Annotated in this window: 15 protein-coding genes and 1 tRNA gene; 14 read left to right on the forward strand and 2 right to left on the reverse strand. The window is 34.2% G+C overall.

The window, feature by feature from the left end; genetic code table 11:
• Positions 1-135 precede the first annotated feature (135 nt).
• Positions 136-208: transfer RNA gene (locus RG22_RS09845), tRNA-Gln, on the forward strand.
• Positions 209-255: 47 nt separating this feature from the next.
• Here RG22_RS09845 and RG22_RS09850 read toward each other — a convergent pair.
• The gene (locus RG22_RS09850; RefSeq protein WP_034042856.1) at positions 256-1,080 is read right to left on the reverse strand and encodes a universal stress protein; all 825 of its coding nucleotides are present in this window, start codon (positions 1,078-1,080) and stop codon (positions 256-258) included.
• Between the two features lie 136 nt (positions 1,081-1,216).
• On the opposite strand from RG22_RS09850, the gene rimP reads away from it, so the two are divergent.
• The 4 genes from rimP to RG22_RS17640 all read left to right on the forward strand — a co-directional run bounded on the left by rimP (position 1,217) and on the right by RG22_RS17640 (position 6,330).
• Positions 1,217-1,678: a ribosome assembly cofactor RimP gene (rimP, locus tag RG22_RS09855; RefSeq protein WP_034042858.1), complete on the forward strand. Its 462-nt coding sequence runs from the start codon at positions 1,217-1,219 to the stop codon at positions 1,676-1,678.
• A 9-nt stretch (positions 1,679-1,687) separates the two neighbouring features.
• Entirely contained in the window at positions 1,688-2,920 is a 1,233-nt protein-coding gene (gene nusA, locus RG22_RS09860) for a transcription termination factor NusA (protein ID WP_034042861.1), read from the forward strand.
• A gap of 63 nt (positions 2,921-2,983) precedes the next feature.
• Positions 2,984-5,752 (forward strand): translation initiation factor IF-2, encoded by a 2,769-nt coding sequence (infB, locus tag RG22_RS09865; protein ID WP_034042863.1) that lies wholly within the window; start codon positions 2,984-2,986, stop codon positions 5,750-5,752.
• 176 nt (positions 5,753-5,928) lie between these two features.
• Positions 5,929-6,330 carry a phage tail protein gene (locus RG22_RS17640; RefSeq protein WP_034045949.1) on the forward strand — a complete coding sequence of 134 codons (402 nt, stop codon included), beginning with the start codon at positions 5,929-5,931 and terminating at the stop codon, positions 6,328-6,330.
• On the opposite strand, the gene RG22_RS09875 is transcribed toward RG22_RS17640, so the two are convergent.
• Positions 6,327-6,719, reverse strand: coding sequence for an SPOR domain-containing protein (locus RG22_RS09875; RefSeq protein WP_034042865.1), 393 nt, complete (start codon positions 6,717-6,719; stop codon positions 6,327-6,329). The genes RG22_RS17640 and RG22_RS09875 overlap by 4 nt on opposite strands.
• A gap of 214 nt (positions 6,720-6,933) precedes the next feature.
• Between RG22_RS09875 and RG22_RS09880 the strand changes: the two genes are divergently transcribed.
• From RG22_RS09880 to RG22_RS17995, 9 genes are all read left to right on the forward strand, one after another.
• Positions 6,934-8,229 carry a c-type cytochrome gene (locus RG22_RS09880; protein WP_034045952.1) on the forward strand — a complete coding sequence of 432 codons (1,296 nt, stop codon included), beginning with the start codon at positions 6,934-6,936 and terminating at the stop codon, positions 8,227-8,229.
• A gap of 70 nt (positions 8,230-8,299) precedes the next feature.
• Entirely contained in the window at positions 8,300-11,395 is a 3,096-nt protein-coding gene (locus RG22_RS09885; RefSeq protein ID WP_034042866.1) for a TAT-variant-translocated molybdopterin oxidoreductase, read from the forward strand.
• Positions 11,396-11,423: 28 nt separating this feature from the next.
• On the forward strand, positions 11,424-13,148 hold the full coding sequence (gene nrfD, locus RG22_RS09890; protein WP_081997702.1) for an NrfD/PsrC family molybdoenzyme membrane anchor subunit: 1,725 nt from the start codon (positions 11,424-11,426) through the stop codon (positions 13,146-13,148).
• Between the two features lie 9 nt (positions 13,149-13,157).
• Positions 13,158-13,694: a DUF3341 domain-containing protein gene (locus RG22_RS09895; protein WP_034042868.1), complete on the forward strand. Its 537-nt coding sequence runs from the start codon at positions 13,158-13,160 to the stop codon at positions 13,692-13,694.
• A complete protein-coding gene (locus RG22_RS09900) occupies positions 13,684-14,247 on the forward strand; it encodes a c-type cytochrome (RefSeq protein WP_420804773.1) in 564 nt (187 codons plus the stop codon). Before RG22_RS09895 ends, RG22_RS09900 begins: the two co-directional genes overlap by 11 nt.
• 13 nt (positions 14,248-14,260) lie before the next feature.
• A complete protein-coding gene (locus RG22_RS09905) occupies positions 14,261-15,613 on the forward strand; it encodes a hypothetical protein (RefSeq protein ID WP_034042870.1) in 1,353 nt (450 codons plus the stop codon).
• 30 nt (positions 15,614-15,643) lie between these two features.
• On the forward strand, positions 15,644-16,714 hold the full coding sequence (locus tag RG22_RS09910) for a cytochrome c oxidase subunit II (RefSeq protein ID WP_034042872.1): 1,071 nt from the start codon (positions 15,644-15,646) through the stop codon (positions 16,712-16,714).
• A 27-nt stretch (positions 16,715-16,741) separates the two neighbouring features.
• Positions 16,742-18,535: a cytochrome c oxidase subunit I gene (locus RG22_RS09915; RefSeq protein ID WP_034042874.1), complete on the forward strand. Its 1,794-nt coding sequence runs from the start codon at positions 16,742-16,744 to the stop codon at positions 18,533-18,535.
• A gap of 210 nt (positions 18,536-18,745) precedes the next feature.
• On the forward strand, positions 18,746-21,120 hold a 2,375-nt coding region (locus tag RG22_RS17995), incomplete at its 3' end, for a hypothetical protein (RefSeq protein WP_204244181.1).

The raw sequence follows: 21,120 nt of genomic DNA on the forward strand, positions 1-21,120 counted from the left end.
AAACAATAATACCGTTGCTGTTAAGTATAAAATGTAACTGTTTTTTTAGGGAAACGTTAAGTATTCAAAATTATTTTTTAAAAAATACTTGCGCAAAGCATTTATTGTATTAAATTTGCATCCTCAATACCAGAATGGCCTATGGTGTAACTGGCAACACGTTGGTTTTTGGTACCAAAGAGTCTAGGTTCGAGCCCTAGTAGGCCAACAAAAAAGTCTTCCTTTAAGGAAGACTTTTTTAGTTTTAAATGATTTCTAAATCTTAAAAGTAATTACAGGCCGTTTAGCATGATTAACTAAATCTTCACTAATACTACCATTGAAAAAATGAGAAATGCCTTGTCTGCCATGGGTACTCATGCCAATTAAGTCGGCATTTATAGATTGCGAAAAATTCATAACCCCTTTCTCAATACTTAAATCGTTATAAATATTGATGGTGTATTTAGAGAAAGCAAAATCTTCGGTAAACTTTTTCATTCTATTATTTGCCTTTGCCGATGTCACAAATTTATTAGGTGTATTTACCATAAGTAAATGCATTTTAGCACCTAAAACTTCAGCAAAACTTAGAGCTTTTTTATAAGATGTTTTGCTTTCATCTTTAAAATCGGATGCAAAAACAAAATCTTTAACCTTGAATTTTTTATGTTCATTTTTAATAACAAGCACTGGGGTTTCTGATGTGCGAACAACTTTTTCGGTATTACTTCCTACAAGCATTTCTCTTAAGCCACTTACGCCGTTAGAGCCCATTACAACTAAATCTATGTTGTGTTTTTTACACGTTTGAAAAATACCTTTAAATATTTCATGCAAATCAACATGCTCATGTATTACTAAGCCTTTTAAGTAGTCTTTTGTTTTTAATGCTTCAAACTGTTTATGAGCTAATTTCATAAAATAAACAGCTTCAGGCAAGTTGTTATAAGAGCTTAAAGCATCAACTTTATGCATTGGGATTTCTACTATGTGAAGCAAATAAATTTCGCAATTATGAGTCTTAGCTAACTGAGCAGCAACTTTTAAAGCGTTTTCAGCCTGTTCAGAAAAATCTGTAGGGACAAGTATTTTTTTCATGGTTTTTATATTTGAGATGCTTATAAATTTATAAATTAATACTTTATAAATCAATTAAAATATTATATATTTGCACCGTTGAAAGGCAAAATTAAGATAATGAGGGGACGGAAAGTCCCCTCTTTTTATACTAAAAATGTTTAAAAAAACGGTTACAGATTTACTTGAAACTGCACTAATTGAGAGATCAGATTTATTTCTTATTGATTTTTCTATTGATAGTAGTAATCATATCAAAGTCATTATAGATGGCGATAATGGCGTTTTGGTTGAAGACTGTATGTTTATCAGCAGAGCGATAGAGCATAATTTAGATAGAGAAGAACAAGATTTTTCTTTAGAGGTTATGTCTTCTGGTGCAACAGCACCATTAGTACATAATAGGCAGTATAAAAAAAATATAAATAGAACGCTAGAAGTAAGAACAAATTCTGAAAGAATAGAAGGAATTCTTGCTGAAGCTACCGAAGATGCCATTATATTAAAATGGAAAGTTAGAGAGCCAAAGCCAATAGGAAAAGGCAAAGTAACTGTAAAGAAAGAAGCAAATATTGCTTATAAAGATATTGTAGAAGCAAAAGTTATGATTAAATTTTAATTCAGATTTATGGAAAATGTAGCGTTAATTGAATCATTTTCAGAATTCAAAGACGATAAGTTAATTGACAGAGTAACGTTAATGGCTATTTTAGAAGATGTATTTAGAAGTGCCTTAAAAAAGAAATATGGAGATGACGATAATTTTGATATTATTGTAAATCCAGATAAAGGCGATTTAGAGATTTGGAGAAATAGAATAGTGGTTGCCGATGGCGAAGTTGAAGAACCAAATCAAGAAATTTCATTAACTGAAGCTCGTAAAATTGAGCCAGATTTTGAAGTAGGTGAAGATGTATCTGAAGAAGTAAAACTTATAGATTTAGGGAGACGTGCTATTTTGGCTTTGCGTCAAAACCTTATTTCTAAGATTCATGAACACGATAACACCATAATTTATAAGCAATTTAAAGATTTAGTGGGAGAGATTTATACAGCAGAAGTGCACCATATTCGTCACAGAGCTGTTATTTTATTAGATGATGATGGTAATGAAATTGTGTTGCCAAAAGACAGACAAATTCCTTCTGATTTTTTTAGAAAAGGAGATAATGTTCGTGGTGTAATTGATAGTGTAGAGCTTAAAGGTGCTAAACCAACTATTATTATGTCTAGAAGCTCACCTAAGTTTTTAGAAAAATTATTTGAGCAAGAAATTCCAGAAGTTTTTGATGGCTTAATAACCATTAAAAATGTAGTAAGAATTCCTGGTGAAAAAGCAAAAGTAGCTGTAGATTCTTATGATGATAGAATTGATCCAGTTGGAGCTTGTGTAGGTATGAAAGGTTCTAGAATTCACGGCATTGTTCGTGAGTTAGGTAACGAAAATATCGACGTTATAAACTACACCAACAATATACAATTATATGTAACCAGAGCATTAAGTCCAGCTAGAGTAACTTCAATTAAATTAAATGAAGAAACAAAACGAGCTGAGGTTATTTTAAAACCAGAAGAAGTAAGTAAAGCTATTGGTCGTGGTGGTCATAACATTCGTTTGGCGGGTCAATTAACTGGTTACGAGATAGATGTATTTAGAGAGGGTGCAGAAGAAGATGTAGAATTAAGAGAGTTTACTGATGAAATTGAAGGATGGATTATAGAAGAGTTTAGTAAAGCTGGACTAGATACTGCTAAAAGCATTTTAGAACAAGATGTAGTAGATTTAGTTAAAAGAACAGACTTAGAGGAAGAAACAATTAATGATGTTATTAGAATTCTAAGAGAAGAATTCGAAGAATAAATACCAATTTAATTTTATGATTGAATGGGTATAATATATATTTGAGTATTTTAAAGGCAATTTATGGCTGAAACAATTAGATTAAATAAAGTATTACGCGAGCTTAATATCTCTCTAGATCGTGCTGTGGAATTTTTAGATTCCAAAGGTGTAGAAATAGAGAAGCGACCTACTACAAAAATTTCTGAAGAGACGTATAAAATTCTTTCTGATGAATTTGAAACAGATGCTAGCAAAAAAGTAGCATCTAAAGAAGTTAGTGAAGCAAAACTAAAAGAGAAAGAAGTATTGCGAGAGCAACGCGAGCGCGAACTTGAAGAAAAGCAAAAAGTTACAGCCCAAAAAGAAGAAGTTGTTAAAGCAGCTAAAATACTTTCTGGACCAAAAACTGTTGGTAAAATTGATTTAGAGCCTAAAAAGAAGGAAGAAAAAGTAGTTGCTAAAAAAGAAGCAGATGTTATTGTTTCAGAAGCACCTAAAGAACCAGTTAAAAAAGAAGCTAAAAAGGAAGTTGAAGTAAAGGTTGAAGAGCCTCTAGAGGTTAAAATACCTAAAGCTAAAACGAAAGAAAAGGAAGAGGTTAAAGAAGTTGCTCCTAAAAAGGAAAAACTAAATGAAGATGGAGAGCTTGTTCCAGATGAAAAGGTAACGACTCAATACAAGAAGCTTACAGGTCCAAAAATAGCAGGTGATAAAATTGATCTATCTAAGTTTTCTAAGCCTAAGAAAAAGAAAGAAGAAAAGAAACCTGACGCTAAAAAAGGTGAAGGAACTGCAAACAAGAAAAAGCGTCGTCGTATTAGTAAAGCTGGAGCACCAGGGTCTGGTACAGCACAAAATAGAGGTGCCGGAAATAGACCAGGGGGAAACGATAGGTTTAAAGGAAAACCAGGTCAAGGCAGAAGAAACATTGTTAAAGAAGAACCTAGTGAAGAAGATGTAAAAAAACAAGTGCGTGAAACACTTGAAAAGCTTCAAGGTAAATCTAGCAAAGGCAAAGGTGCTAAATACAGAAGAGATAAAAGAGATCAACACAGAGAACAATCTGAGATTGATGAGCAAATAGAAGCAGCAGAAAGCAAAATCCTTAAGGTTACTGAGTTTGTAACTGCAAACGAAGTAGCAACCATGATGGATGTTGGCGTAACTCAAATTATATCGGCATGTATGTCGTTAGGAATGATGGTTACCATGAATCAGCGATTGGATGCTGAAACACTATCCATTGTTGCAGAAGAATTTGGTTATAAAGTAGAGTTTGTAACAGCAGATATTGAAGAATCTATAGAAGAAGTAGAGGATAAACCAGAAGATTTAAAACCACGTGCGCCAATTGTAACAGTAATGGGGCATGTCGATCATGGTAAAACATCACTTCTTGATTACATTCGTCAAGAAAACGTAATTGCAGGAGAGTCAGGAGGCATTACGCAGCATATTGGTGCTTACGGGGTGCAATTGGAAAATGGTCAAAAAATCGCATTTTTAGATACGCCAGGTCACGAAGCCTTTACAGCGATGCGTGCACGTGGTGCTCAAGTTACAGATATTGCAATTATTGTAGCGGCTGCCGATGACGATATTATGCCACAAACAAAAGAGGCTATTTCGCATGCGCAAGCAGCAGGAGTTCCTATTGTTTTTGCAATCAATAAAATAGATAAACCAGACGCAAATCCTGAAAAAATTAAAGACGGATTAGCTCAAATGAACTTACTAGTTGAAGATTGGGGAGGAAAAATTCAATCGCACGATATTTCAGCTAAAGTAGGAACTGGTATTAAAGAATTATTAGAAAAAGTGTTGCTTGAAGCTGAGTTATTAGAGCTTACAGCAAACCCAAATAAACCAGCACAAGGAACAGTTGTTGAAGCCTTTTTAGATAAAGGTCGTGGTTATGTCTCTACAATATTAGTACAAGCTGGAACTTTAAAAATTGGAGATTATGTTTTAGCTGGTCAACATAGTGGAAAAGTTAAAGCGATGCATGATGAACGTGGTCATGATGTTACTGAAGCTGGACCATCAACACCAGTATCTATATTAGGATTAGATGGTGCGCCTCAAGCAGGAGATAAGTTTAATGTATTTGAAGACGAACGTGAAGCTAAACAAATAGCAACTAAACGTGCACAATTACAACGCGAACAATCGGTTAGAACACAACGTCATATTACACTTGATGAGATTGGTCGACGTATAGCACTTGGTGATTTCCAAGAATTAAATATTATTCTTAAAGGTGATGTGGATGGTTCTGTTGAAGCACTTACAGATTCATTCCAAAAATTATCAACTGAAGAAATTCATGTAAACATTATTCATAAAGGTGTAGGGGCTATAACAGAAAGTGATGTATTGTTAGCAACTGCTTCAGATGCTATTATAATCGGATTTAATGTACGCCCTGTTGGAAATGCAAGAATGATTGCTGATAAAGAAGAAATTGATATTAGAGCTTACTCTATTATTTACGATGCTATAAACGATCTTAAAGATGCCATGGAAGGTATGTTATCTCCAGAACTTAAAGAAGAGATTACTGGAACTGCTGAAATTAGAGAAATGTTTAAAGTATCTAAAATTGGAACCATTGCAGGTTGTATGGTTACTAATGGTAAAATACTTAGAAGCTCTAGTATTCGTTTAATTAGAGATGGCGTGGTGGTTTATACAGGTGAATTAGCTTCTTTAAAACGATTTAAAGACGATGTTAAAGAAGTAAGTAAAGGTTATGATTGTGGTATGCAAATTAAAAACTACAACGATATTAAAGAAGGCGATATTATTGAAGCTTTCCATGAAGTTGAGGTTAAAAAGAAATTGAAATAATACTCAATAAATAAAAAATAAAAAGCGACTAATTTGGTCGCTTTTTTTATGAAGTTAATTTTTTTTTCTAAATTGTATTTGTAATTATAAATTAAACTACTCTTATGAAAACCAAGTGTTCAATTTTATTATTAATTTTTATATTATCTACCTCTATTTCTTTAGCCCAAGAGCCTATGATGGGGGAAATTAAAATGTTTGCAGGTAATTTTGCACCAAGAGGTTGGGCATTCTGTGAAGGACAATTACTTCCAATAAGTCAAAATAGTGCTTTGTTTTCTTTGTTAGGCACTACTTATGGAGGAGACGGAAGAACAACATTTGGGTTACCAGATTTACGTGGAAGAACTCCTATTCATAAAGGGCAAGGAGTTAATTTAAATAATGTAAGGCTTGGACAAAAAGGGGGTTCAGAAACAAAAGAATTAATAAAAGTGAGTGTTTTTGAAGATGCTTCAGGTAAATCAAATGAAATTTATACCGTTAAAAGTAGCAGCCCTAAGTTATATACAAGAGACCCATATATTGGAATTAATTATATAATTGCATTAGATGGTATATACCCTTCCAGAAATTAGCTTTTTTTCGGTTTAAAAATAAACGCGCTAGGAAAATTTCTTTTAATTCTTTTTAAAGCTCTATCAGCTTCTAAACGTGTTCTGAAATTACCAGCCCAAATTTTAAAGTTTGGCGTATCAAAAACAATTTTAGAGTGCCAATCACCATATATAGAATGAAATTCTTTTTGAGCTGAAGTCGCACCAGCACGATTACCATTAAAGATTTGTATTTTGTATCTATCAGAGGTATTTTCATCTTTATTAAGCTCTTTTTTAAGAGCTAATAATTTGGGTATACTCTTATCTTGATTTATAGTAACATGTCCTTGTTGTGCAAAGCAATTTGCAGAGATTAGCACAAAACATATAACAGAAAATAAGCTGGGTTTAAATTTTAATATGTTCATTCTTAAAATATTTTATACAAATGTATACGTTATTAACTTAATTATGGTTCTTTTTATTATTTAGAATCCCTCTAAATTATCAATTAACACTTCTGTAACATTTCTAAAATCGACTTTTAATATTACTTTTGCGAAAGATTTTTTTAACTGTATTTTTTTCTATTATTAAATGAAAAAATCATACCAAAGTTTAGAAGTTAATTTAACCAACAATATGATACAGGTAATTTACCGTAAACTAACCTCAAATATTTTTCGTTTCGGGTTCGTTATTTTACTAACATTTACAACAACTCTTTCGGCTCAAGAAGGAGATTCAGCAAAAGGAAAATCATTATTTAATGCCAATTGTGCTGCTTGTCATACTTTAGACAAGAAAATGACTGGTCCTGCCCTGCGTAATGTAGAGCAACGTTTAGCTGATGATGAAGGATTAGATAGAGAATGGCTTTATACTTGGGTAAAGAATAGCGCAGGTATGATTAAATCTGGTGATGCTTATGCTAACAAGATTTATAATGAGTATGGAGGTGCTGCAATGACCGCTTTTCCACAATTATCAAATGAAGATATAGATAATATTCTTGCTTACACGGCTGAGGAAAAGAAGGCTCCAACTCCAGTTCCAGGTTCGGAAATTACAGCTCAAACTACAGCAACAACTGGCGGTGTATCAAACGAAATAATATTAGGTGCTTTAGCTATTTTATTTATACTACTAGCTGCTGGTTTATTTTTAGTAAACAAAACGTTACGTCGTTTTGCTTCTGCACAAGGCATTGAAGTAGAAGAAGATTCAAAAAGCACGCCTCTATGGAAAGCTTTTATTAAGAATCAATTCTTAATGTTAGTTACTGCTATTTTCTTTTTATTAGCAAGTGCGTATTTTGCATTCGGTTATTTTATGCAAATAGGAATAGATCAAGGGTATCAACCTATACAAGAAATTCATTACTCGCACAAAATTCATGCAGGTGATAACGGTATAGATTGTAAATACTGTCACTCTTCAGCTAGAACAAGTAAAACATCTGGAATTCCATCTTTAAATGTGTGTATGAACTGTCATAAGTCTATTTACGAGGTGTCTCCAGAAACAGCTACAGCAGAATACTCTAAAGAATTTTACGATGGTGAAATTCAAAAACTTTATGCTGCTGCAGGTTGGAGTGATGAAGAGCAGAAATATGTAAATGAAGGTACGCCAGTTAAATGGACGCGTATTCATAATTTGCCAGATTTTGTTTATTTCAATCACTCACAGCACGTAACTGTTGCTGGTGTAGAGTGTCAAACATGTCATGGTCCTGTTGAAGAAATGGAAATCATGTATCAACATGCACCATTAACAATGGGTTGGTGTATTGAGTGTCACAGAACAACAAATGTTAATGTGAAAGATAATGCATACTACACTAAAATACATGAGCAGTTAACTAAAAAATATGGTGTAGATAAACTTACTGTTGCTATGCAAGGTGGTTTAGAATGTGGTAAATGTCACTATTAAATATGCGGTTTTTCCGCGAAAGCGTAAAAATTTTAAATAATAAAAACAAGAAGTAATTCAATTATATAATATGTCATCAAACAAGAAATACTGGAAAAGTGTTGAAGAGCTAAACGAAAATAGCTCTATTGTTGAGACGCTAAAACAAAACGAGTTTGTTGAAGAAATTCCTACTGATGAATTTTTAGGTGATAAAGATACATTAGAAGCTACTTCAACAACACGTCGCGATTTCTTAAAATATGTTGGTTTTAGTACTGCTGCAGCATCACTTGCTGCTTGCGAAGGGCCGGTAGTTAAATCTATTCCTTACGTAGTGCAACCTACAGAAATTATACCTGGTGTTGCCAATTATTATGCAACAACAATTGCTGATGGTTTTGATTTTGCAAGTGTTTTAGTAAAAACGCGTGAAGGTCGTCCAATTAAAATTGAAAATAATGCTTTGGCGACTACCAATGGTAGTGCTAATGCTAGAGTAAATGCGTCGGTTTTAGGATTGTATGATAGTTTAAGAGTTCAAGGTCCAAGAAAATCCGGAGAATCTATTGATTGGATTGATTTTGATGTTGAAATGAATTCTGGTTTAAATTTGCTTAAAGATTCTGGTAAAGATATTGTGTTATTAACACAAACTTTTGCAAGCCCTTCCACAAGCAAATTAATAGCTGAGTTTAAAGAAAAGTTTGGTAATGTACGTCACGTAGTGTACGATGCTGTTTCAGAATCTACGGCACTTGATGCTTTTCAAGCAAAATATGGCGAGCGCGGATTAGCAAATTATGATTTTTCGAAAGCGATGACTATTGTTTCCGTTGGTGCAGATTTCTTAGGAGATTGGCAAGGTGGAGGTTTTGATTCGGGATATTCTAAAAACAGAGTGCCAGATCACGGAAAAATGTCTCGTCACGTACAGTTTGAGTCTAATATGACTTTATCTGGTGCCAATGCAGATAAGCGCGTGCCTTTAACACCAAGTCAACAAAAAATAGCTTTAGCTAAATTATATAGTCAAGTAGTTGGTGGATCGGTTTCAGCAAAAGAATTACCTGCGCATATTGAAGATGCTATTAGTAAAGCAGCTTCTCAATTAAAGAAAGCGGGTAGTAATGGTTTAGTTGTTACAGGAATTAATGATGTAAACGCACAAACAGTTGCTTTAGAAATAAATGAAGCTTTAAACAGTAAAGCGTTTGATGCGGATACGCCTATTAAAACAAGACAGGGCAGTGATAAAGCGGTAGCTAAATTAATTGCCGATATGAAAGCTGGTTCTGTTGGAGCACTTATAATGAGTGGTGTAAATCCAGTTTATACTTTAGCTGATGCTTCAGGATTTGTTGAAGGATTAAAAAAAGTGAATTTATCTGTTGCGTTTTCAATGAAAGAAGACGAGACAGCTACATTATGTAAATATATCGCAGCAGCACCTCATTATTTAGAATCTTGGGGCGATGTTGAACTTAAAAAAGGACATTATGCATTAACGCAACCAACAATTCGTCCTTTGTTTGATACAAGACAATTTCAAGATGCTTTATTAAAGTGGACAGGAAACGATGTGTCCTATCACGATTATATAAAAGATGCTTGGGGAACTACTATTTTAGGTGGAAGTTCTTTTAACAAAGCGTTACACGATGGTGTTTATGTTGGAACTATTGCAACTGAAACTGAAGACACTGCTGAGACTGTTGAGGAAGTAGAAACTCCTTTAGGAAATGCAGCTAGAACTTTAGCTGCATCTGTAAAAACTGATTCAGAATTCGAATTAACATTATATACCAAAATAGGTATGGGTGATGGGCAACAAGCCAACAACCCATGGTTACAAGAGTTTCCAGATCCGCTTACAAGAGCTTCTTGGGATAACTATTTAACTATTTCTAAAGCTGATGCAGATGCATTAGGTTTAGTAAATACTCACGTTGCTACAGGAGCTTTAAATGGTAGTTATGCTAATGTAACTGTAAATGGTGTAACAATTACAGCGCCAGTAATGATTCAACCAGGACAAGCAAAAGGTTCAGTTGGATTAGCATTTGGTTACGGAAAAACGTTAGGCTTAAAAGAAGAGATGCAAACAGGTGTTAACGCCTATGCATTATATCAAGATTTTAACACTGTACAGTCTGTTACTATCGAGCCAACATCTGGCGAGCATGAATTTGCTTCTGTGCAGTTGCATAATACCTTAATGGGTCGTGGTGATATTATAAAAGAAACCACTCTAGAGATTTTCAATACGAAAGATAAGAAACATTGGAATGCCATTCCTATGGTGTCACTTAATCACGTTGAAACTCCAGTAACATCCCCAGATGTTGATTTATGGGATGAGTTTGATCGTTCTATTGGGCATCACTTTAATTTATCAATCGACTTAAATGCTTGTACAGGATGTGGGGCCTGCGTTATTGCTTGTCATGCAGAAAACAATGTGCCAGTAGTTGGTAAAGAAGAAGTACGTCGTAGTCGTGATATGCACTGGTTACGTATTGATAGATATTATTCATCTGAAGAATCTTTTGAAGGCGATAATACTAAAAAGAATGAAACAAAAGGATTAGCCATTACTACTGCTTTAGGAGAAATGGAAAATGCTTCAGCTAACCCTCAAGTAGCTTTCCAACCTGTAATGTGTCAGCATTGTAATCATGCACCTTGTGAAACAGTTTGTCCTGTGGCAGCAACATCTCATGGTCGTCAAGGTCAAAATCATATGGCTTATAACCGTTGTGTAGGTACTAGATATTGTGCAAACAACTGTCCTTATAAAGTACGTCGTTTTAACTGGTTCTTATATAATGGGAATGATGAATTCGATTATCATATGAATGATGATTTAGGACGCATGGTATTAAACCCAGATGTAGTTGTACGTTCTCGTGGTGTGATGGAAAAGTGTTCTATGTGTATTCAAATGACACAAAAAACTATTCTTGATGCAAAACGTGATGGACGTGAAATTAAGGATGGAGAATTCCAAACTGCATGTTCTGCAGCTTGTAGCAATGGCGCTATGACTTTTGGAGACATTAATGATAAGACTAGTAAAGTTGCAAAACTTAAAGAAGATAATCGTATGTATCACTTATTAGAAAGTGTTGGTACAAAGCCTAATGTGCAGTATCAAACAAAAGTGAGAAATACAACTGAAGCATAAATCTAATTAAAGAATCAATTATATAATTATGGCGTCTCATTACGAAGCACCTATTAGAAGACCTTTAGTTACAGGCGAAAAATCATACCACGACGTTACTGTGGATGTGGCTGCACCTGTAGAAGGAAAAGCAAATAAACAATGGTGGATAGTTTTTGGTATTGCACTTGCCGCTTTTCTTTGGGGTATTGGATGTATCATTTATACCATATCAACAGGTATTGGAACTTGGGGTTTAAATAAAACCGTAGGTTGGGCTTGGGATATTACTAACTTCGTTTGGTGGGTTGGTATTGGTCATGCAGGAACACTAATTTCTGCGGTACTTTTATTATTCCGTCAAAAATGGAGAATGGCCATTAACCGTTCTGCGGAAGCAATGACCATTTTCTCTGTAGTACAAGCCGGTTTATTTCCAATTATTCACATGGGTCGTCCATGGTTAGGGTACTGGGTATTACCAATTCCAAATCAATTTGGTTCGTTATGGGTAAACTTTAACTCGCCTTTACTTTGGGATGTATTTGCAATTTCAACATATTTATCGGTATCATTAGTATTCTGGTGGACAGGTTTATTACCAGATTTCGCCATGTTACGTGATAGGGCAATAAAACCTTTCCAAAAGAAAATATATTCTTTATTAAGTTTCGGATGGTCTGGTCGTGCAAAAGATTGGCAACGTTTTGAAGAAGTATCTTTAGTACTTGCTGGTTTAGCAACACCTTTAGTACTTTCTGTACATACTATTGTATCGTTTGACTTCGCAACATCAGTTATTCCTGGTTGGCATACAACTATATTTCCACCATACTTTGTTGCTGGTGCGGTATTCTCAGGATTTGCTATGGTAAATACACTACTTATTATCATGAGAAAAGTGTGTAACCTTGAAGATTATATTACAGTACAACACATTGAATTAATGAATATTGTAATCATGATTACAGGTTCTATAGTAGGTGTGGCATATATTACTGAGTTATTTATTGCATGGTATTCTGGTGTAGAATATGAACAATATGCGTTCTTAAATAGAGCAACTGGACCTTACTGGTGGGCATATTGGGCGATGATGACTTGTAACGTATTCTCTCCACAGTTTATGTGGTTCAAGAAGTTAAGAACAAGTATCATGTTCTCATTCTTTATCTCTATTGTAGTAAATATAGGAATGTGGTTTGAACGTTTTGTAATTATTGTAACCTCATTACATAGAGATTATTTGCCATCTTCATGGACTATGTTCTCTCCAACATTTGTTGATATAGGAATATTTATAGGAACTATTGGATTCTTCTTTGTCTTATTCTTACTATACTCAAGAACATTCCCTGTAATTGCACAGGCAGAGGTTAAGACGATTTTAAAATCATCTGGAGAGCGCTATAAGAAAATTAGAGAAAGAGGAGATAGCTTAGTTGGAACTGGTGTTGATGCCAGAACATCTGGAGGAACAGTATCCAAACTAGCCGAAACATCAAGTGATGATAATTCAGAAAAAGTAAGTAGCTTACTTGGAAGTATTGGCTCTTTTGATGCCGCTACACAAACTGCTGATGATTTAAAGAAAGTAAATGGTATCGGTCCTAAAATGGAAGAAGTATTAAATAGCATTGGTATTTATACGTTTCTTCAAGTTAGTAAGATGACTAAAAAAGAATATGATTTGTTAGACAGCATTACAGGCTCTTTCCCTGGAAGAGCAGAACGTGATGATTGGTCTGGACAAGCTAAAAAATTAATAAACTAAATATAGTCAATGGAAGCTTCAAAAGTTATTCACGCTATTTATACTGATGATGATGTATTAATGTCGGCTGTTAAAAAAGTTAAGGCAGAAAGACATCATATTGAAGAGATATATACACCGTTTCCGGTTCACGGATTAGACAAAGCTATGGGACTAGCTCCAACTCGTATTGCTATTACAGCATTTATATATGGGTTAATAGGTTTAACAGTAGCAATTGTTATGATGAATTTTATTATGATTGAAGATTGGCCTCAAAACATTGGAGGCAAACCAAGCTTTAGTTATATAGAAAATATGCCTGCGTTTGTGCCAATTATGTTTGAGCTTACTGTGTTTTTTGCAGCCCACTTAATGGTAATTACCTTTTACTTACGTAGTAGAATGTGGCCGTTTAAAAAAGCAGAAAATCCAGATCCAAGAACAACTGATGATCATTTCTTAATGGAAATTGCAGTTCATGGAAATGAAAATGAACTACAAAATTTATTAGCAGAAACTGGAGCAGTTGAGATTAATATTATTGATAAAGAAGATGGACATTAATATGAAAGGCTTAATTAAAATATTAGTATTAGCAGTTGTATTTGTAGCAGTATCTTGTAATAAAAGTACAGCACCAAATTATCAATTCATGCCAAATATGTATGAATCTGCTGGATATGAAACTTACGGAGAAGCTGCTTTTCCAAATGGGATAGAAGCACAATTACCAGTAGATGGATCTGTTGCAAGAGGACACATTCCTTTTGATATTGAAAACACAACAGAAGGTTATGAGTTAGCTAAAGCAACATTAATGAGTCCTTTAGACTCAACGCAAGTAGATTTAGAAAGAGGAAAAGAACTTTACAATATATACTGTGGAATTTGCCACGGGAATAAAGGTGATGGACAAGGTAATTTAGTGAAACGCGAAAAAATTCTTGGGATTCCGAGTTATGATGACGTTGGTAGAGCGATAACTGCAGGAAGTACTTATCATACTATTTATTATGGTAAGAATGCTATGGGGTCTTATGCTAACCAATTGAAAGAAGAAGAGCGTTGGCAAGTTGTTTCATACGTGTTGAAATTAAAAGCAGATTTAGAAAAGTAAGATTATATAAGATATGTACACATTTTCAAATAAATTAAAGACATTTTCTTTCATACTAATGATTTTAGGGGCATTAGGCGTTGGATATGGTTTTATGACATCTCATAAATCTTTTGAAGAAGTTGAGCACTTACTTGCAGAAGAATCACATGGTGGCGGTCACGGTGAAGAAGCTGCGCATGCTACACCATCTCATGATACAAGTGTCAATGATGACTCACATGGTGAAGAAGCGCATGCAGAAGTAGATGAACATAAAGAGCATGTAGAACATGTACAACACCAAATAGCAAATAGACCTTGGTCTGCACTTTATGTAGCGGCCTTTTTCTTTATGATGATTGCTTTAGGTGTTTTGGCATTTTATGCGATTCAAATTGCATCACAAGCAGGTTGGTCTCCAGTATTATTTAGAGTAATGGAAGGTATTACAGCTTATTTATTGCCTGGGGCATTAATTGTTTTAGGAATTGCTGTGGCTTCTGGTACTATTGGACATTACAATTTATTTATTTGGATGGATCCAGAAGTTGTAGAGCATGATAAGTTAATACAAGGTAAATCAGGTTTCTTAAACTTAACTGGATTTATTATTCGTGGATTGATATTTATTGCAGGCTGGAGTTTATACCGTCATTTTTCACGTAAATTCTCTATTGCTCAAGATACAGCAGAAGATAATAGTAACTTTAAAAAATCATTCCGTATTGCAGCAGGCTTTTTAGTATTCTTTATTTATACAGAATCTATGATGTCATGGGATTGGATAATGAGTGTAGACCCACACTGGTTCTCAACTTTATTCGGTTGGTATGTATTTGCTAGCATGTTTGTAAGTGGTATTACAGTTATCGCATTAATTTCTATTTACTTAAAATCTAGAGGGCATTTAGAGTTTGTAAATGAAAACCACTTGCACGATGTAGCTAAATATATGTTTGCATTCAGTATTTTCTGGACGTATTTATGGTTCTCACAATTTATGCTAATTTGGTATTCAAACATTCCAGAAGAGGTAACCTATTTTGTAACACGTTTTGCAGATTATCAATTACCATTCTTAGGTATGGTAGTGATGAATTTTGTGTTCCCAATTTTAATGTTAATGAATGCTGATTACAAACGAATTCCTTGGTTTGTGGTTATGGCAGGTTTAGTTATTTTATTTGGACATTACATAGATATTTTCAATATGATTATGCCAGCAACAGTAGGAGACAGATGGTTTATAGGTATTCCAGAAATAAGCTCTATATTACTATTTGCAGGCTTGTTTATATTTGTAGTATTTACAGCTTTAACAAAAGCACCATTGCTAGTAAAAAGATACCCTTTCAAAAAAGAAAGCGAAGAATTTCATTATTAATTAAGATATAAATAAAGACGAACGATACCAATGACTGCTTTATTAACAATTATAGTTTTAGTATTTATTTTAGTTGCCATTTGGCAAATGGTTAAAATTTTCGATTTAGCACAAGCTAAAAACGATAATATACCAGGAGTTGCTACAGATAAAGATAATACCATTAATGGATATTTAATGATGGGCTTTTTAGCTTTCATTTATATCATTACCATTGTGTGTTTTGTAAAATGGGGTGACTTGCCATTAATGTCTAATTCTGCTTCAGAGCATGGGCCAACTATAGATAATTTAATGATTATCTCTATGGTCGTAATATTTATAGTGCAAACGATTACACAATTTTTATTACACTACTTTGCATATAAATACAAAGGAGAAAAAGGTAAAAAAGCACTATTCTTTGCTGATAATAATAAATTAGAAGCTATTTGGACCATTATCCCAGTAATTGTTTTAGCAGGTTTAATTATATATGGATTAAACACTTGGATAAACATTATGGGTGTTGATGAAAGTGATGATCCGTTAATAGTAGAATTATATGCGCAACAGTTTAACTGGAAAGCAAGATACGGGGGGAATGATAATACTTTAGGTAAAGCTAATGTACGTTTAATAGATATTGATAGAGCTAACATTTTAGGTTTAGATGAATCTGATCCAAACGCACAAGACGATGTGATTACTACAGAGTTGCATTTACCAGTAGGCAAGCCCGTATTATTTAAAATGCGCTCTCAAGATGTTTTGCACTCTGCATATATGCCACATTTTAGAGCACAAATGAACTGTGTTCCTGGAATGATAACCCAATTTGGTTTTACGCCAACTGTAACTACTGCAGATATGAGACAAACACCAGAAATGCAGGAAAAAGTTGCACGAATTAATAAAATTAGAGTTGAAAATAGTAAGCCATTGATTGCTAAAGGCGAAGAAGCTTTAGAGCGTTATGAGTTTGACTATATACTACTATGTAATAAGATTTGTGGAAAATCACACTACAATATGCAAATGAAAATTGTAGTAGAAACACAAGAAGAATATGATGCTTGGATGAAAGAGCAAAAAGAATTTAAAAACTCTCTAATTAACTAATTAAAAAGATAAATACGATATAAGATTATGTCAGCACACGCAGATAACCACGCTCACGACGACGACCACGGACATCATCATAAAGAAACGTTTGTAACTAAATATATATTTAGTCAAGACCATAAAATGATTGCAAAACAGTATCTAATTACGGGTACTATTATGGGAGTTATAGGTGTATTAATGTCTATGATGTTTCGTATGCAAATCGCATGGCCAGAAGAACCAAATGTGTTATTTGAAGCCTTATTAGGTAAATGGGCACCAGACGGTGTTATGGATGCCGATATTTATTTAGCATTAGTAACTATACATGGTACCATCATGGTATTCTTTGTATTAACCGCAGGATTAAGTGGTACATTTAGTAACTTATTAATTCCGTTACAAATTGGTGCACGAGATATGGCATCAGGTTTCTTAAATATGGTATCGTATTGGTTATTCTTTTTATCGAGTGTAATCATGGTTATCTCGTTATTTGTTGAAGCTGGTCCAGCAGCAGCAGGTTGGACAATCTATCCACCATTAAGTGCTTTACCAATGGCACAAGGAGGTTCAGGTATGGGAATGACACTTTGGTTAGTGTCTATGGCAATATTTATTGCCTCATCATTATTAGGATCACTTAACTATATTGTTACTGTAATTAACTTACGTACTAAAGGCATGTCTATGACTAGATTACCTTTAACAATATGGGCGTTTTTTGTAACAGCTATTATTGGTGTAGTATCGTTCCCAGTATTATTATCGGCAGCGTTATTATTAATAATGGATAGAAGTTTTGGAACATCATTCTTCTTATCAGATATATTTATTCAAGGCGAAGTGTTGCATTATCAAGGAGGGTCTCCAGTATTGTTTGAACACTTATTTTGGTTTTTAGGTCACCCAGAAGTATATATTGTAATTTTACCAGCAATGGGTTTGGTTTCCGAAATTATGGCATCAAGCTCGCGTAAACCTATTTTTGGATATAGAGCGATGATTGCTTCAATTTTAGCTATTGCATTCCTATCTACTATAGTATGGGGGCACCATATGTTTATCTCAGGAATGAATCCATTCTTAGGCTCAGTATTTACATTTACAACCCTATTAATTGCAATACCATCAGCGGTAAAAGCATTCAATTGGATAACCACACTTTGGAAGGGTAACCTCCAAATGAATCCAGCTATGTTATTCTCAATTGGCTTTGTATCAACATTTATAACTGGCGGATTAACAGGAATTATTTTAGGAGACTCTGCCTTAGATATTAATGTACATGACACATATTTTGTTGTAGCTCACTTCCATTTAGTAATGGGTATATCGGCATTGTATGGTATGTTTGCAGGAATTTATCATTGGTATCCAAAAATGTTTGGTCGTATGCTAAACAAAAACTTAGGTTATATCCATTTCTGGATAACGGCAGTTTGTGCTTATGGTGTATTTTTCCCAATGCACTTTATAGGAATGGCAGGATTACCACGTCGTTATTATACTAACAGTAATTTTCCATTATTTGATGATTTAGCTAATGTAAATGTCATCATTACTATTTTCGCATTAATTGGAGGTATTGTACAAATAGTATACTTATACAATTTCTTTAGTAGTATGTTTTTCGGAAAGAAAACAGTACAAAACCCATGGCGTTCTACTACTTTGGAGTGGACTGCACCTGTTAAACATATTCATGGCAACTGGGAAGGTGAAATCCCTCATGTACATCGTTGGGCTTACGACTATAGTAAACCAGGACACGACGTAGATTTTGTTCCACAAAATGTTCCTTTAAAAGATGGAGAAGAGGAACTTCAACATTAGTTGATAATACATATCTTACATATTTAAAATGCCCACTTAGTAAGTGGGCATTTTTTGTTTAAAAACTAATTTTATCGATAAAACGTAAAATAAATACAAAAAAATCGATGAAATACAAAAAAATAGGTTAAATTGCGCAATGGTAATAAAATGCATGTCATATTTTATTACAAATGAATGTTATTAACTATAACTTAATTGACCAAATCTATGGAATCAAAAACCCTTTTTAGGTATGCAAAAAGTTTTGTTGCCTTTATAATGTTATTTCTCTGGAGTGTATTTTCATTACATGCACAGTGTCCTAGCATTACTCAACCCCCAACACCAATTAGTGATGCTTCTGGTTTAACATTTCTAGATCTAGATGCAATAGCATCAGCAGGGAGTGATGTTATTTGGTATAATGCTGCTACAGGTGGTACACCATATAATGATAATCAACTTGTGTATGAAGGCACTTATTATGCTGGAGATTCTTCAGGAACTTGTGGAGTTAGACAAGCACTAATTGTAGATTTTGAAGTTAATGATTCAGGAGAAAATCTAGATCGATTTTTTTGTAGCAATGATAACCCAACATTTCAAGATTATATAGATCAAGTTTTGCAACCATCCATTCCTTCAGGGGGTGATGTAGAAATATACTTAGACTTTGAATTAACTACCATAGTTAATGCTATAGATCCAATTCTATCTGGACCAGCAGATTATTATATTATATTTATAAATAGTTCGGGAGACAGAAGTCAAATAGAGATAGGTAGTATAGCTGTAATAGCAGCGCCAGCAAATCCGACACCTACAGATTCTCAAGAATTTTGTTCAGATACTAATCCGACTATAGCGGATTTAAATCCAGGAACTATAGCAACTAATTATAGTTGGTATAATAATATTGATGGATCAGGTAATACAATCCCTCCAGCTCTTTCAGCAGGAACAGCATTGGTAGATGGAAACACATACTATATAGAAATACAAGGGTTTTGTAAGAGTGAGCCAGTACCTGTTACCGTAATAATAAGTACACCTGTAGATGCAGGAACTGCATCACCAGCCGAATTTTGTGAAGATGATTTAATAACTAATTCGCCTTTGGATTTATTCGGACAATTAACTGGTGAAGATGCAGGCGGAACTTGGACTGATGACAATACAACAGGAGCATTAACAGGAAGTGATGTTAATTTAACAATATTACCATTGGGAACTTCTGTATTTACATATACTGTATTAAGTAACAATGCGTGTCCAGATGCTACGTCTGCTGTATCAATAACAGTTTATGAAACATTATCATCAGGAACACCATCAGCTTTAAATCCTGCTTCTTTTTGTGAAGCAAACCTACCTGCTTCTTTTGATTTGTTTACACTGATTGAAAATTACGATCCAAATGGTCAATGGACTCAAGGAACAACTAGTACCGATCCAGTTGTTACATCTCCAATTGATTTAACAGGTTTTACACCAGCAACATATAATTTTACATATACTCAAAACGTATCACCTAACCCTTGTCCAGAGGAATCTACTACGGTACAAGTTATAGTGTTACAAGATCCAAATGCGGGAATACAAGTAATACCAGCAATAGAATTTTGTGAAAATGATTTAGCAGCAAACTCACCTTTTGATTTATTTGATGCTCTAACAGCTCCTTATGACAGTGGAGGAACTTGGACAGATTCTAGTAGTGCAACCGTTTCAAACAATATAGATATTACAGGGTTTACGATTACGGGTAGTCCTTATGAGTATACATACACTGTTGATAATGGAACTTGTACAGATGATGAAACCATTTCAATTACAATATTACCTGCACCAGAATCTGGAACAGCAAATCCCCCAGCCGAATTTTGTGAAGATGCTGCACCAGCAAACTTTGATTTATTTACTTTATTAGAAGGAGAAGATCAGACTGGAACATGGAATGATGATGATGCTTCTGGAGCATTAACAGGTAATACAGTTGATTTATCAGGGTTAACACCAGCAACTTATAACTTTACATTTGATGTAGATGCTATAGGGAGTTGTGATGATGTTTTGGTTACAGTAAGTGTAACAATCAATCCGTTGCCTAATACTGGTACACCAATGGCCGCTACATTTTGCGAAAATAATTTAGTTGCAAATTCGCCTTTAGATTTATTAGGACAATTGACCGGAGAAGATGCAGGAGGAACATGGACAGATGATAATACATCAGGAGCTTTATCAGGAAGCGATGTTGATTTAACACTACTAACTATTGGTTCTTACAATTTCACTTATAGTATTACTGATGCAAACGGATGCTCAAATAGTAGCACCGTTACTGTTATAGTTGAAGATGCACCAGAATCAGGTACCGCTAACACACCAGCAGAATATTGCGAAGGTTCAGCACCAGCAAACTTTGATTTATTTACTTTATTAGAAGGAGAAGATCAGACTGGAACATGGAATGATGATGATGCTTCTGGAGCATTAACAGGTAATACAGTTGATTTATCAGGGTTAACACCAGCAACTTATAACTTTACATTTGATGTAGATGCTATAGGGAGTTGTGATGATGTTTTGGTTACAGTAAG

It is taken from the genome of Wocania ichthyoenteri Th78, assembly GCF_000789235.1.
Lineage (GTDB): Bacteria > Bacteroidota > Bacteroidia > Flavobacteriales > Flavobacteriaceae > Wocania_A > Wocania_A ichthyoenteri.

What these genes read in the sequence shown, in the direction of transcription:
- RG22_RS09850 (WP_034042856.1), bottom strand. Translation starts at nt 1,080, where the DNA reads ATGAAAAAAATACTTGTCCCTACAGATTTTTCTGAACAGGCTGAAAAC.
- rimP (WP_034042858.1), top strand. Translation starts at nt 1,217, where the DNA reads ATGTTTAAAAAAACGGTTACAGATTTACTTGAAACTGCACTAATTGAG.
- nusA (WP_034042861.1), top strand. Translation starts at nt 1,688, where the DNA reads ATGGAAAATGTAGCGTTAATTGAATCATTTTCAGAATTCAAAGACGAT.
- infB (WP_034042863.1), top strand. Translation starts at nt 2,984, where the DNA reads ATGGCTGAAACAATTAGATTAAATAAAGTATTACGCGAGCTTAATATC.
- RG22_RS17640 (WP_034045949.1), top strand. Translation starts at nt 5,929, where the DNA reads ATGATGGGGGAAATTAAAATGTTTGCAGGTAATTTTGCACCAAGAGGT.
- RG22_RS09875 (WP_034042865.1), bottom strand. Translation starts at nt 6,719, where the DNA reads ATGAACATATTAAAATTTAAACCCAGCTTATTTTCTGTTATATGTTTT.
- RG22_RS09880 (WP_034045952.1), top strand. Translation starts at nt 6,934, where the DNA reads ATGATACAGGTAATTTACCGTAAACTAACCTCAAATATTTTTCGTTTC.
- RG22_RS09885 (WP_034042866.1), top strand. Translation starts at nt 8,300, where the DNA reads ATGTCATCAAACAAGAAATACTGGAAAAGTGTTGAAGAGCTAAACGAA.
- nrfD (WP_081997702.1), top strand. Translation starts at nt 11,424, where the DNA reads ATGGCGTCTCATTACGAAGCACCTATTAGAAGACCTTTAGTTACAGGC.
- RG22_RS09895 (WP_034042868.1), top strand. Translation starts at nt 13,158, where the DNA reads ATGGAAGCTTCAAAAGTTATTCACGCTATTTATACTGATGATGATGTA.
- RG22_RS09900 (WP_420804773.1), top strand. Translation starts at nt 13,684, where the DNA reads ATGGACATTAATATGAAAGGCTTAATTAAAATATTAGTATTAGCAGTT.
- RG22_RS09905 (WP_034042870.1), top strand. Translation starts at nt 14,261, where the DNA reads ATGTACACATTTTCAAATAAATTAAAGACATTTTCTTTCATACTAATG.
- RG22_RS09910 (WP_034042872.1), top strand. Translation starts at nt 15,644, where the DNA reads ATGACTGCTTTATTAACAATTATAGTTTTAGTATTTATTTTAGTTGCC.
- RG22_RS09915 (WP_034042874.1), top strand. Translation starts at nt 16,742, where the DNA reads ATGTCAGCACACGCAGATAACCACGCTCACGACGACGACCACGGACAT.